This window comes from Micromonospora sp. WMMA1976 (assembly GCF_027497335.1).
In the GTDB taxonomy this organism is placed as follows: Bacteria; Actinomycetota; Actinomycetes; order Mycobacteriales; family Micromonosporaceae; genus Micromonospora; species Micromonospora aurantiaca.
The window spans coordinates 5,351,574-5,363,797 of record NZ_CP114912.1; the positions used below are offsets into that span (position 1 = coordinate 5,351,574).

Genomic DNA, 12,224 nt, shown 5'->3' on the forward strand with positions numbered 1-12,224 from the left:
ACTTGCCAGCATGCTCCGGTTCATCCTGCGGCGACTGCTCCAGATGGTCCTCGCCTTCTTCGGGACCACTCTGATCGTCTACGCGCTGATGTTCGCCGGGCAGGGCGACCCGATCCAGGCCCTCGCCGGGGAGCGGCCGGTGACCGCCGCGCAGCGGGCCTATCTGACCGAGAAGTACCACCTGGACGCGACGGGCGTCGGCGGCTTCTTCTACCGCTACTTCGACTATCTGGGCGGCCTGGTCCAGGGCGACCTCGGACAGTCGCTGACCGGGCGGCAGATCAGCGACATCCTCGCCGCCGCCTGGCCGGTCACCGTGAAGCTGGCAGTGATCGCGATGGCGGTGACGGTGATCTTCGGGGTCACCGCCGGCGTGATCGCGGCCATCCGCCGCTCCGGCGTGTTCGACCACGCCACGCTCGTGCTCACGCTGCTGGTGCTCGGCATACCCACCATCGTGCTCGCGCCGCTGGCGCAGTACTTCCTCGGCGTACGGTGGCCGATCTTCCCGCCCACCGCCGGAGCGCAACCCTCCTTCTACGCGCTGCTGCTACCCGGCATCGTGCTCGGCTCGCTGTCCCTGGCCACCGCGCTGCGGCTGACCCGTACCTCGGTGACCGAGAACCTGCGCGCCGACTACGTCCGCACCGCCCGCTCCAAGGGCCTGCGGCGACGCCGGATCGTCGGCGTGCACGTGCTGCGCAACTCGCTCATCCCGGTGGTCACCTTCCTCGGCGTCGAACTGGGCAACCTGATGGGCGGCGCGATCATCACCGAGGGCGTGTTCAACGTCCCGGGCGTCGGCTTCAACCTGTTCCGCGGCATCCGCACCGAGGACGGCCCCCTGGTGGTCGGCATCGTGAGCGTGCTCGTCGTGGTCTACCTGCTGTCCAACCTGGTGGTGGACGTGCTCTACGCCGTACTCGACCCGAGGATCCGCTATGAGTGACTTCGAGACGGTGGCGGCGACGGAGAACCAGGCCGCACGGCGCGGTGTCTCCGGCGAACCGGGCACACCCGGCCGGGCCGGGCGGCCGGACCGGGCCCGCAGCCTGGCCGGTGACGCCTGGCGGGACCTGCGCCGCAACCCGGTCTTCTGGATCAGCCTGCTTTTGGTGGTGCTGGTCGCCGCGATGGCGGTGGCACCAGGGCTGTTCGCCGCCAACGACCCACGCGACTGCGTGCTGTCGCGGCAGCACGCCGGGCCGTCCGGCGGGGCGATCTTCGGGTACGACTTCCAGGGCTGCGACACGTTCGCCCGCGCGGTCTACGGCGCCCGCGCCTCGCTGCTCGTGGGCGCGTTCTCCGCGCTGATCACCGGCGTGATCGCCCTCGTCGTCGGCATGGTCGCCGGCTACTTCGGCGGGTGGGTCGACGCGGTGCTGTCCCGGGTGATCGACATCGTGCTCGGCATCCCGCTGCTGCTCGCCGCGATCGTGCTGCTCAAGCGCGTCAGCACGAGCGGCGAGACGGTACGCCTGTTCGCGGTGATCCTCGTCCTGGCGCTGCTCGGCTGGACCACCGCGGCCCGGGTGGTCCGCTCCTCGGTGATCACCGCCCGGGAGCAGGACTACGTGGCGGCGGCCCGGATGCTCGGGGCCGGCAACGGCCGGATCATGTGGCGGCACATCCTGCCGAACGCGCTCGCCCCGGCCATCGTGGTGCTCACCATCGCGCTCGGGTCGTTCATCGCGGCCGAGGCGACGTTGAGCTTCCTCGGCATCGGCCTGAAGGCACCGACCATCTCCTGGGGCATCGACATCGACGCCGGCCGGGTGCACATGCGTGAGTCGGCGACGCCGTTGATCGTGCCGTCGACGTTCCTCGCCCTGACCGTGCTCGCCTTCATCATGCTCGGCGACGCGATCCGCGACGCCTTCGACCCGAAGCTGCGGTGACAACCCATGACCCAGTCGTCGGTCCGGCCCACGCCGGCCTCACCCACCCCGCCCGGCGGGCACCTGCTGGAGGTACGGGACCTGCACGTCGAGTTCCGCACCCGGGAGGGCGTGGCCCGCGTGATCAACGGGGTGACGTACCACCTGGACGCCGGTGAGACGCTCGCGGTGCTGGGCGAGTCCGGCTCCGGCAAGTCCGTCACCGCTCAGGCGATCATGGGCATCCTGGACACCCCGCCCGCGTACGTGCGCGCCGGGCAGATCCTCTACCAGGGGCGGGACCTGCTCACCCGGCCGGAGGAGGAGCGCCGGCAGATCCGCGGCGCCGAGATCGCGATGATCTTCCAGGACGCGCTGTCGGCGTTGAACCCGGTCTTCCCGGTCGGCTGGCAGATCGGCGAGTCGCTGCGCGAGCGGGCCGGGATGTCGCGGGCCGACGCGCGCAGGCGCACCGTCGAGCTGATGGACCTGGTCCGGATCCCGGCCGCGGCGAAGCGGCTCGGCGACCACCCGCACCAGTTCTCCGGCGGCATGCGGCAACGCGTCATGATCGCGATGGCGCTGGCGCTCGACCCGAAGGTCCTGATCGCCGACGAACCGACCACGGCGCTGGACGTCACCGTGCAGGCCCAGATCATGGACCTCCTGGCCGACCTGCGGCGGGACCTCGGCATGGCGCTCGTCCTCATCACCCACGACCTGGGCGTGGTCGCCGGTGTGGCGGACCGGATCGCGGTCATGTACGCGGGCCGGATCGTCGAGCACGCCGACGTGCACGCGCTGTACCGGGCGCCCGCCCACCCGTACACGAAGGGGTTGCTGGAGTCGATCCCGCGCCTGGACGTGCGCGGCCAGGCGTTGTCCAGCATCCGCGGCCTGCCGCCGAACCTGATGGCGATCCCGTCCGGCTGCCCGTTCCACCCCCGGTGCCCGTACGTCCAGCCGGTCTGTGTGGACGAGGTGCCGCACGACCTGGTGCTCGCCGACGGGCGGACCAGCGCGTGCCACTTCGCCCAGGAGGTGCACGATGACCGCGACGGCTGAACCCGCCAAGGTGCGCGGCGAGACGATCCTCGCCGTCGACCACCTGGTCAAGCACTTCCCGATCAGCCAGGGCGTGCTGTTCAAGAAGACCATCGGCCAGGTCAAGGCGGTCGACGGCGTCTCGTTCGAGCTGCGGCGCGGTGAGACGCTCGGCGTGGTCGGCGAGTCCGGGTGCGGCAAGTCCACGCTGGCCCGGCTGCTCATGCGCCTGGAGACGCCCACCGCCGGGCGGGTCACGCTGGAGGGGCGCGACCTGCTCCGGGCCACCGGTGCCGACCTGCGCCGGCTGCGGCGGAACATGCAGATGGTGATGCAGGACCCGTACACCTCGCTGAACCCGCGCATGACCGTCGGCGACATCATCGGCGAGCCGTTCGAGATCCACCCGGAGGCGGCACCGAAGCGCAGCCGGCGGCAGCGGGTGCAGGAGCTGCTGGACGTGGTCGGGCTCAACCCGGAGCACGTCAACCGCTACCCACACCAGTTCTCCGGCGGTCAGCGGCAGCGCATCGGCATCGCCCGGGCGCTCGCGCTGCGGCCCGAGATCATCGTCTGCGACGAGCCGGTGTCGGCCCTGGACGTGTCCATCCAGGCCCAGGTGATCAACCTGCTCGAACAGCTCCAGGACGAGCTGGGGCTGTCGTACATCTTCATCGCCCACGACCTGTCCGTGGTGCGGCACATCTCCGACCGGGTCGCGGTGATGTACCTGGGCCGGATCGTGGAGATCGGCACCGAGGAGCAGATCTACCAGCGCGCGACCCACCCGTACACCCAGGCGCTGCTGTCCGCGGTGCCGGTGCCCGACCCGGAGGCCCGCGACCGGCGGACCATCATCCGGCTCACCGGCGACGTGCCCAGCCCGGCCGAGCCGCCGTCCGGCTGCCACTTCCGGACCCGCTGCTGGAAGGCCGAGGAGGTCTGCGCGACGCAGGACCCGCAGGCGGTACCCCGCGCGGCGGACCCGCACCCCAGCGCCTGCCACTTCGCCGAGGTGCGCACCGAGGCGTGAGCGTGACGAAGGCCCCGTCCCCCGGAGGAAGAGGGGGCGGGGCCTCCGATGCGGGCACGCGTGCGGACGGCGGACCCGGGACGAACCCGAGGCGGCCCGGCGGCGTGAGGCGCGCCGCCGTACCGGCGGACGGCAGCTCGCGGCGGAGACCGCCGGGTCGACGCGGCGGTGTCCGGTGCGGCGCGAGCGCGCGTCCCGGTGCGGGCTGCGGGTTCGGTGCGGCTCAGGCGGCCGGCGGGGCGCGCGCGGCGAGCGGGCCGCACGGCGGCAGCGGCACGACCTGCGGCCGGGGCGCTGGTACGACGGGCTCCGGCACGGCCGGGCCGGCCACGCGCGGGAGCGCGGCCGGGGTCAGGTCGTCCGGCCCGTCGGCGTAGCCGAGGCCGCCGCTGTGGTCGTGCCACGGCCCGGCGGCAAGCTCCGACCAGGAGATTCCGGGGTACGCGGTACGCAGCGCGGCCGGGCTCGTCCCGCTCGTGGAGGCAGTGGCCGGCGCTGCGGCGGCCGGTGCGACGACGGCGGGTGCGGCTGCCGCTCCGAGTCCGGCCAGGACGAATGCCAGCGTGACGACGACGGCGGTCAACCGGTCGCGAACGCGCATGGCACACCTGCCGGGCTCACAGACAGCGGAGACGCTCGATCGTCGCCGCGCACACGCTAGCAACCGCCTCCCGCGGCGGGCAACGGCCCGGCGTCCGGGTGCGCCAGTCGTGTGGACGACTGACACACCCGGACGGTCACGGCCGGACTCGTCAGTGGAAGAAGTGCCGGGTGCCGGTGAGGTACATGGTCACGCCGGCCGCCTTGCAGGCCGCGATGGTCTCCTCGTCCCGGATCGAGCCGCCCGGCTGCACGATCGCCCGGACCCCGGCGTCGATGAGGATCTGCGGGCCGTCGGCGAACGGGAAGAACGCGTCCGAGGCGCAGACCGAGCCGCGGGCCCGCTCGTCACCGGCCCGGCTGACCGCCAGCCGCGCCGAGTCCACCCGGTTCACCTGTCCCATGCCGACACCGACGGTGGCACCCTCGCGGGCCAGCAGGATCGCGTTGCTCTTGACCGCGCGGACCGCCCGCCAGGCGAACACAAGGTCGCGCAGCGTCGCCTCGTCGGCCGGGTCGCCGGTCGCGAGCGTCCAGCCGGACGGGTCGTCGCCCGGCGCGTCGACGGCGTCCCGCGTCTGCACCAGCACGCCGCCGCTGACCTGCCGCCACTCGGCGGGTCGTACGGCGAACTCGGGCGCCCGCAGCAGGCGGAGGTTCTTCTTGGCCCGCAGCAGCTCCAGCGCGTCCTCGTCGAAGCCGGGCGCCACCAGCACCTCGGTGAAGATCTCCGCGACCTGGCCGGCCATCGCCGCGTCGACCGGCCGGTTCACCGCGATCACGCCGCCGAACGCGGAGACCGGGTCGCAGGCGTGCGCCTTGCGGTGCGCCTCGGCCACGTCGGCGCCGACGGCGATGCCGCACGGGTTGGCGTGCTTGATGATCGCCACCGCCGGCTGGTCCGGGAAGTCGTTGGCGGCACGCCAGGCGGCGTCCGCGTCGACGTAGTTGTTGTAGGACATCTCCTTGCCGTGCAGCTGCTCGGCCTGGGCCAGCCCGGCCGGCGCGCCCGGATCGGTGTAGAGCGCCGCCGCCTGGTGCGGGTTCTCGCCGTACCGCAGCACCGCCTGGCGGCGCAGCGCCAGCCCGGCGAACTCCGGCCAGCCGTCCTCGGCCGGCGACACGGTGGTGGCGAACCAGTCGGCCACCGCGACGTCGTAGTCGGCGATGTCGGCGAACGCGCGGGCCGCCAGCGCCCGGCGCCGGGCCGGCGTGAAGCCGCCCTCGGCGAGCGCCGCCACCACCGCCGGGTACGCGGCCGGGTCGGTCACCACCGCCACCGAGGCGTGGTTCTTCGCCGCGGCCCGCACCATCGCCGGGCCGCCGATGTCGATCTGCTCGACGCACTCGTCGGTGCCGGCGCCGGAGGCGACGGTGGCCTGGAACGGGTACAGGTTGGAGACCAGCAGGTCGATGCCGGCGATGCCGTGCTCGTCGAGCTGGGCGGCGTGCGCGTCCTTGCGCAGGTCGGCGAGGAGGCCGCCGTGGATCTTCGGGTGCAGCGTCTTGACCCGCCCGTCGAGGATCTCCGGGAAGCCGGTGACCTGCTCGACCGGCGTCACCGGCACCCCGGCGCCGGAGATCGTCGACGCGGTGCTCCCGGTCGACACGATCTCCACGCCGGCCTCGTGCAGGGCGCGGGCCAGCTCGGCGAGGCCGGTCTTGTCGTAGACGCTGACCAGCGCGCGCCGGATCGGGCGGCGGCCGGCGTCCTCAGTGGCGTTCACGGGATGGTGACCTTTCTGCCGGTGATCGTCCAACCTTCACGGACCAGGCGGCCGACCTGCTCGACGAGCTGGCGCCGCTCGGCGGACTTGATGCGCTCGGTGAGCGTGTCCTCGTCGTCGTCGTCGTGCACCGGCACGGCGACCTGGGCCACGATCGGGCCGGTGTCCATGCCCGCGTCGACGAAGAACAGGGTGGCCCCGGTGACCTTCACGCCGTACGCCAGCGCGTCGCGGGGGCCGTGGATGCCGGGGAACGCCGGCAGCAGCGTGTTGTGCGTGTTGAGATAGCGGTCGCCGAACGCGGCCAGGAACTCCGGGCCGACCAGCTTGAGGAACCCGGCGCTGATGACCAGGTCGGGCCGGTGCTCGGCGACCTGCGCGGTGAGCGCCTTGTCCCAGTCGGCGCGGGTGGGGTGGTCCTTGACCCGCTCGACGAAGGACGGCACGCCCGCGGCGGCGGCCCGGTCCAGGCCGGCGATCCCGTCCCGGTCGGCGCCGACCGCGACCACCCGGGCGCCGTACCCGGGGTCGGCGGTGGCGTCCAGCAGCGCCTGGAGGTTGCTGCCGGAACCGGAGACGAGGACGACGAGGCGGGCGACGGACGCGGGCTCGGTCACCGGGCAACCCTATCGGGCAGGTCAGGCGGCCCGGCCGCGGGGCGGCGGCTCATCGGTTGACCTCCCGGGTGGCGTGATCGCGGTACGCTGCCGGTCGCCCGGTGTCCGGCCTCGCGCCCGGCCCGCACCCCCACGAAGAATCCGGCACGCCGCGTGCCGTCGGACCGAGGAGTACCTCCATGCAGCCCGGATACCCCCCGCAGCAGCCGCAGCAGATCGACAACAACATGACGATGTCCATCGTCGCGATCTTCCTGTTCTGGCCGCTCGCGATCCCGGCCATCATCAACGCGTCGAAGGTCAACCCGCTGATCCAGCAGGGTGACTACGCCGGCGCGCAGGCCGCCGCGGCCGAGTCCAAGAAGTGGTCCAAGTGGGCCCTCATCGTCGGCCTGGTCTGGATCGGCCTCATCGTGGTGTGTTGCCTCTTCGGCGGCCTGGCTGGTCTCGTCGGCGGCAGCAGCACAAACTGACGGACAACCCGAACCGATCTGAGGAGCACCCAGACATGCAGCCCGGTTACCCCGGACAGGACCCGTACGGCCAGCAGCCGAACCAGGACCCGAACGCTCAGCCGCACGACCCGTACGCCCAGCCGCCGCAGGCCCCGCAGTACGGGCAGCAGCCGCAGTACGGCCAGCAGCCCACCTCGGGCCAGCCGTACGGCCAGCCCACCTCGGGTCAGCCCGCCTACGGCCAGGACCCGTACGCGCAGCAGCAGCCGTACGGTGCCGCGCCGCAGTACCCGGGTGCCGGCTACCCGGCCGGGGCGGGCCAGGCCCCGAACAACACGCTGGGCCTCGTGTCCATGATCCTCGGTATCGCCTCGATCCCGATGGTCTGCTGCTTCTACCTCGGCATCCCGCTGGGTATCGCGGCGGCGGTCACCGGCTACCTGGGCCGCCAGAAGGCCGCGCAGGGGCTCGCCAACAACGACGGTCAGGCCAAGACCGGTCTGATCTGCGGCGCGATCGGCGCCGGCCTGGGCATCATCCTGATCATCCTGGGCATCGTCGCAAACGTCAGCCTGCCCGCCCAGCCCTGATCGTCAGTCGTCCAGGGGCGTCCACCTTCCGGTGGGCGCCCCTGACGCGTCTCCGGGCCCCGGAGGCGGCGCGTCAGCGGGTGCGGGTCAGCGTGCGGGTGGCGGCGGCGCCGAGTACCGCGCCCACCCCGATCACGAGCGTGGCCACCGCGGCCACCGCCCACGGTGACGGCCCGACCTCGGCCAACCGGCCACCGCCGAGCGACCCGCCGGAGGCCGCCGCGAACAGCCCCAGCAGCGCGCCCGCGACCGGTCCGGCGAGCGCGGCCGGCAGCAGCAGCGCCGGCCAGCCCACCTCGGCCCGTTCCTCGGCCGCCGCGCGCAGCAGCCGCCGGGCCAGCAGCCAGCCGGCCGCCATCGCGGCCAGCACCGGCACTGCGAGCAGCGCGCCACCCAGCCCGTCCATCGGGCCCCGCGGCAGGCCGGCCAGCAGCGGTACGGCCGGCAGCGCACCCACGGAGACCTCGCTCGTACGGACGGCGGTGTCGGTGCCGACCGCGAACCCGGGACCGAGCAGATAGCTCGCCGACCAGGCGGTCGCGTTCGGCGCGTAGGCGAGGCTGACCAGGGTGATGCCTGCCTGACCGGCCACCCCGGTCCGGTACGCCCCGATCATGTCGGCCGCGTCGCCGCCACCGGTGGCCACCGCCAGCCCGGCCGCACCGGCACCCGCGCCGCACAGCAGCAGCGCCGCCACCAGTCCGGTACGCAGACCGTCGCGCACCGGCGGTGGGCAGCGCTCGACCAGCACCGCCCAGACACCTGTGGTGCGCAGCGCGCCGACCAGGGCGGCGGACACGCCGAACGCGGCGAACGTGAGCGCGGCGGTGACCGGAGAGACCCGCAGGCCGCCGGCGTCGACGGCGAACGCGGCGAGTGCGCCGAGCAGCGCGTACGCGATGCCGACGGCGACCGCGACGGTGAGCGCCTGGCGCGGTGAGCCCGCGCCGCGCGCGCCGACGGCCCGGCTGACGTGCACCCCGGCGCGGGTGAGCCGCCAGACGGCGAGCGCGCTGAGCGCGAGCGGCGCCAGGCCGAGCGGACCGGCGGTGGTCTGCAGCGGCACCCCGTGGCCGAGCAGCCAGCCGGCCAGGCCGGCGCGGAGCGCGCCGCCGAGCGATCCGGCGTCCTCGCTGAGCTGGGCGAGGCCCAGCACGGCGGAGACCGGCAGCCAGGAGGTCAGCGCCGCCCAGAGCGCGGCCACCCCGGCGGCGACCGGCAGCGGGGCCCGGCTGCGGGGCTCGGTACCCGATCGGGGCGCGGGCACGCGCGCGGCCGGGCGGGCACGGCCGGGCGGCCGGGCGCCGGCGGGGGGACCGGTGGCCGGACGGCGGGGCTGGTCAGGGGTGACGCGTGACATCGTGTCTACTCTGGCACGCCGCGGGAAGGACGGCAGTCCGATACCGGGCCGGTTGCCTGGCGAGTTCGCCGAACCCCGGCCCCGGCGGTGCTGATCCGGTCTAGCCTCGGCCTCAGACGCGACCGTTCCCGTCGCGGTGCCGACCGCTCGGAGGAAGCCGTGCACGCTCCGTATCCGCCGCCCCCGCCGCCACCGGCCGTCGGCCGGGACCGGACCACGCTCTGGGGCGTCCTCGGCATCGTCTTCGGCCTGTTCTGCTGCGGCATCCTGGGCATCGTCTTCGGCGCGCTGTCGATCCGCGACGCCCGGCGCAACGGCAGGTCGCAGTTGCTGGGCTGGCTGGGCATCGCCTTCGGTGTGATCAACATCGTCGCCAGCGCCATCGTGCGCGCCCGGGGCAACTCGTACTACCCGTACTGGTACCGCTGAACGCGAGAGGGCCGACCGGTTGCCCGATCGGCCCTCTCGGCGTGTCGCTCGGCCGCTCAGCGGCCGGACATGAGCTCCCGCATCAGGTTGGCGGTCTCGGTCGGGGTCTTGCCGACCTTGACGCCCACCGCCTCCAGCGCCGCCTTCTTGGCGTCGGCGGTGCCCGCCGAGCCCGAGATGATCGCGCCGGCGTGACCCATGGTCTTGCCGGGCGGGGCGGTGAAGCCGGCGATGTAGCCGACCACCGGCTTGGTGACGTTGGCCTTGATGAACTCGGCCGCCCGCTCCTCGGCGTCGCCACCGATCTCACCGATCATGACGATCGCGTCGGTCTCCGGGTCCGCCTCGAAGGCGGCCAGGGCGTCGATGTGGGTGGTGCCGATGATCGGGTCACCGCCGATGCCGACGCAGGTGGAGAAGCCGATGTCGCGCAGCTCGTACATCATCTGGTAGGTCAGCGTGCCGCTCTTGCTGACCAGACCGATCCGGCCGGAGCCGGTGATGTCGGCCGGGATGATGCCGGCGTTCGACGCGCCCGGCGAGGCGATGCCCGGGCAGTTCGGGCCGATGATCCGGGTGCGCTCGCCCTTGGCCTTGTTGTACGCCCAGAACGCGGCGGTGTCGTGCACCGGCACGCCCTCGGTGATCACCACGGCCAGGTCGATGCCGGCGTCGATCGCCTCGACCACGGCGGCCTTGGTGAACTGCGGCGGCACGAAGATGACGGTGACGTCGGCACCGGTGGACTTCATCGCGTCCGCGACGGACGCGAAGACCGGCAGCTCGGTGCCGTCGAAGTCGACAGTGGTGCCGGCCTTGCGCGGGTTCACGCCGCCGACCACGTTGGTGCCGGCGGCGAGCATCCGCCGGGTGTGCTTGGAACCCTCGGAACCGGTCATCCCCTGCACGATGACCTTGGAGTCCTTGGTCAGCCAGATAGCCATTGTCAGACCCCCGCAGCTGCCAGCTCGGCGGCCCGCTCGGCCGCGCCGTCCATGGTGTCGACCCGCTGGATCAGCGGGTTGGCCGCGCCGTCGAGGATCGCCCGGCCGGCCTCGGCGTTGTTGCCGTCGAGGCGCACGACGAGCGGCTTGGTGGCCTTCTCGCCGCGCTGCTCCAGCAGTGCCAGCGCCTGCACGATGCCGTTGGCTACCGCGTCGCAGGCGGTGATGCCGCCGAAGACGTTTACGAAGACGCTCTTGACCGACGGGTCGGACAGGACGATCTCCAGCCCGTTCGCCATCACCTCGGCGCTCGCGCCGCCGCCGATGTCGAGGAAGTTGGCCGGCTTGACACCGCCGTGCCGCTCGCCCGCGTACGCGACCACGTCGAGCGTGGACATGACCAGGCCCGCGCCGTTGCCGATGATGCCGACCTCGCCGTCGAGCTTGACGTAGTTGAGGTCCTTGGCCTTCGCGGCCTGCTCCAGCGGGTCCACCGACGCCTGGTCGACCAGGGCCTCGTGGTCCGGGTGCCGGAACCCGGCGTTCTCGTCGAGGGTGACCTTGGCGTCCAGGAGCAGCAGCTTGCCGTCCTTGGTGGTGGCCAGCGGGTTCACCTCGACGAGCGTGGCGTCCTCGGCCACGAACGCCTGCCACAGCTTGACCGCGACCTCGACCACCTGGTCGGCGATCTCGGCCGGGAAGCCGGCCGCGGTGACGATCTCGCGTGCCTTGGCCTCGTCCACGCCGGTGTTGGCGTCGATCGGCGCCTTCACGACCCGCTCCGGGGTCTCGGCCGCGACCTGCTCGATGTCCATACCGCCGGCCACGCTGGCGATGCAGAGGAAGGTGCGGTTCGCCCGGTCGAGCAGGTACGAGAAGTAGTACTCCTCGGCCACGTCCGCGGTCACGGTGATCATGACCTTGTGGACGGTGTGACCCTTGATGTCCATGCCGAGGATGTCGGTGGCCCGGGCCACCGTCTCCTCCGCGCCCTCGGCCAGCTTCACGCCGCCGGCCTTGCCGCGGCCACCGACCTTCACCTGCGCCTTGACGACCACCCGGCCGCCGAGGCGTTCGGCGATCGCGCGGGCCTCCTCCGGGGTAGTGGCGACGCCGCCGGCGAGCACGGGCAAGCCGTGCCGCTCGAACAGGTCCCGCCCCTGGTACTCGTACAGGTCCACGATTGCGCGTCCCGTCCCGTCTCCGCGGCGCGCCGTCGCGCCGCCACCAGCTTCGGAAAATCAGTTTGACGCCTGTCATCAGATGAGACAGGCCATTTGCCGCAGCCTAACGAGATGGGAACGGGCGGCAACCGAGCGGGTGCGGGGTGTGCGGTAATGCACAGGCCGTCGTCCGGCCGGGCCGGGCACGGCCGCCCCGGCGGGCGCGGGCGTCAGCCGTCCGGGGGATCTCCGGACCGGGGCGTAACCGCCCGTCGGGGGCGTCGTTGAGTGTGATGTCGGCGCGCTGGTCAAGCGCGGCGACGGGAGCGGCCGATGCCCTGTCGGTCGAGGGGTGGCGGCGGGGCATCGTGCATAGAGGGGCCGG

13 protein-coding genes are annotated in these 12,224 nt (G+C 73.0%); 7 read left to right on the forward strand and 6 right to left on the reverse strand.

All coding sequences use genetic code 11. The annotated features are described in order from the left end of the window. Window positions 1–10 precede the first annotated feature (10 nt). Genes O7546_RS24560 through O7546_RS24575 form a run of 4 tightly spaced genes read left to right on the forward strand, consistent with a single transcriptional unit; the run spans window position 11 to window position 3,954 of the window. Window positions 11–949, forward strand: coding sequence for an ABC transporter permease (locus O7546_RS24560; RefSeq protein ID WP_135241983.1), 939 nt, complete (start codon window positions 11–13; stop codon window positions 947–949). After that, the gene (locus O7546_RS24565) at window positions 942–1,898 is read left to right on the forward strand and encodes an ABC transporter permease (protein WP_187691290.1); all 957 of its coding nucleotides are present in this window, start codon (window positions 942–944) and stop codon (window positions 1,896–1,898) included. The genes O7546_RS24560 and O7546_RS24565 overlap by 8 nt, the downstream gene beginning before the upstream one ends. Before the next feature lie 6 nt (window positions 1,899–1,904). After that, entirely contained in the window at window positions 1,905–2,942 is a 1,038-nt protein-coding gene (locus O7546_RS24570) for an ABC transporter ATP-binding protein (RefSeq protein ID WP_194801342.1), read from the forward strand. After that, window positions 2,926–3,954 (forward strand): dipeptide ABC transporter ATP-binding protein, encoded by a 1,029-nt coding sequence (locus tag O7546_RS24575; protein ID WP_194801343.1) that lies wholly within the window; start codon window positions 2,926–2,928, stop codon window positions 3,952–3,954. The genes O7546_RS24570 and O7546_RS24575 overlap by 17 nt, the downstream gene beginning before the upstream one ends. A 223-nt stretch (window positions 3,955–4,177) precedes the next feature. Here O7546_RS24575 and O7546_RS24580 read toward each other — a convergent pair whose 3' ends face one another. The 3 genes from O7546_RS24580 to purN form a co-directional block, all read right to left on the reverse strand. Beyond that, entirely contained in the window at window positions 4,178–4,555 is a 378-nt protein-coding gene (locus tag O7546_RS24580) for a hypothetical protein (RefSeq protein WP_281600083.1), read from the reverse strand. A gap of 151 nt (window positions 4,556–4,706) precedes the next feature. After that, window positions 4,707–6,281 (reverse strand): bifunctional phosphoribosylaminoimidazolecarboxamide formyltransferase/IMP cyclohydrolase, encoded by a 1,575-nt coding sequence (purH, locus tag O7546_RS24585; protein WP_281600084.1) that lies wholly within the window; start codon window positions 6,279–6,281, stop codon window positions 4,707–4,709. Beyond that, window positions 6,278–6,898: a phosphoribosylglycinamide formyltransferase gene (gene purN, locus O7546_RS24590; protein WP_281600085.1), complete on the reverse strand. Its 621-nt coding sequence runs from the start codon at window positions 6,896–6,898 to the stop codon at window positions 6,278–6,280. The genes purH and purN overlap by 4 nt, the downstream gene beginning before the upstream one ends. Before the next feature lie 179 nt (window positions 6,899–7,077). On the opposite strand from purN, the gene O7546_RS24595 reads away from it, so the two are divergent. Continuing rightward, window positions 7,078–7,371: a CD225/dispanin family protein gene (locus O7546_RS24595; RefSeq protein ID WP_194801347.1), complete on the forward strand. Its 294-nt coding sequence runs from the start codon at window positions 7,078–7,080 to the stop codon at window positions 7,369–7,371. Window positions 7,372–7,406: 35 nt separating this feature from the next. Further along, the gene (locus O7546_RS24600; RefSeq protein ID WP_281600086.1) at window positions 7,407–7,943 is read left to right on the forward strand and encodes a hypothetical protein; all 537 of its coding nucleotides are present in this window, start codon (window positions 7,407–7,409) and stop codon (window positions 7,941–7,943) included. Window positions 7,944–8,016: 73 nt separating this feature from the next. Here the strand turns inward: O7546_RS24600 and O7546_RS24605 are convergent, their stop codons facing one another. Beyond that, complete coding sequence (locus tag O7546_RS24605; protein WP_194801349.1) at window positions 8,017–9,303, reverse strand: DUF6350 family protein; 1,287 nt, start codon at window positions 9,301–9,303, stop codon at window positions 8,017–8,019. A 159-nt stretch (window positions 9,304–9,462) separates the two neighbouring features. Here O7546_RS24605 and O7546_RS24610 point away from each other — a divergent pair, with 159 nt between their 5' ends. Next, a complete protein-coding gene (locus O7546_RS24610; protein ID WP_135241993.1) occupies window positions 9,463–9,732 on the forward strand; it encodes a DUF4190 domain-containing protein in 270 nt (89 codons plus the stop codon). A 56-nt stretch (window positions 9,733–9,788) separates the two neighbouring features. Here O7546_RS24610 and sucD read toward each other — a convergent pair whose 3' ends face one another. Both sucD and sucC read right to left on the reverse strand, forming a co-directional pair. Then, the gene (sucD, locus tag O7546_RS24615) at window positions 9,789–10,676 is read right to left on the reverse strand and encodes a succinate--CoA ligase subunit alpha (RefSeq protein WP_194801350.1); all 888 of its coding nucleotides are present in this window, start codon (window positions 10,674–10,676) and stop codon (window positions 9,789–9,791) included. A 2-nt stretch (window positions 10,677–10,678) separates the two neighbouring features. Further along, complete coding sequence (gene sucC / locus O7546_RS24620) at window positions 10,679–11,857, reverse strand: ADP-forming succinate--CoA ligase subunit beta (protein ID WP_013288514.1); 1,179 nt, start codon at window positions 11,855–11,857, stop codon at window positions 10,679–10,681. Window positions 11,858–12,224: the final 367 nt, after the last annotated feature.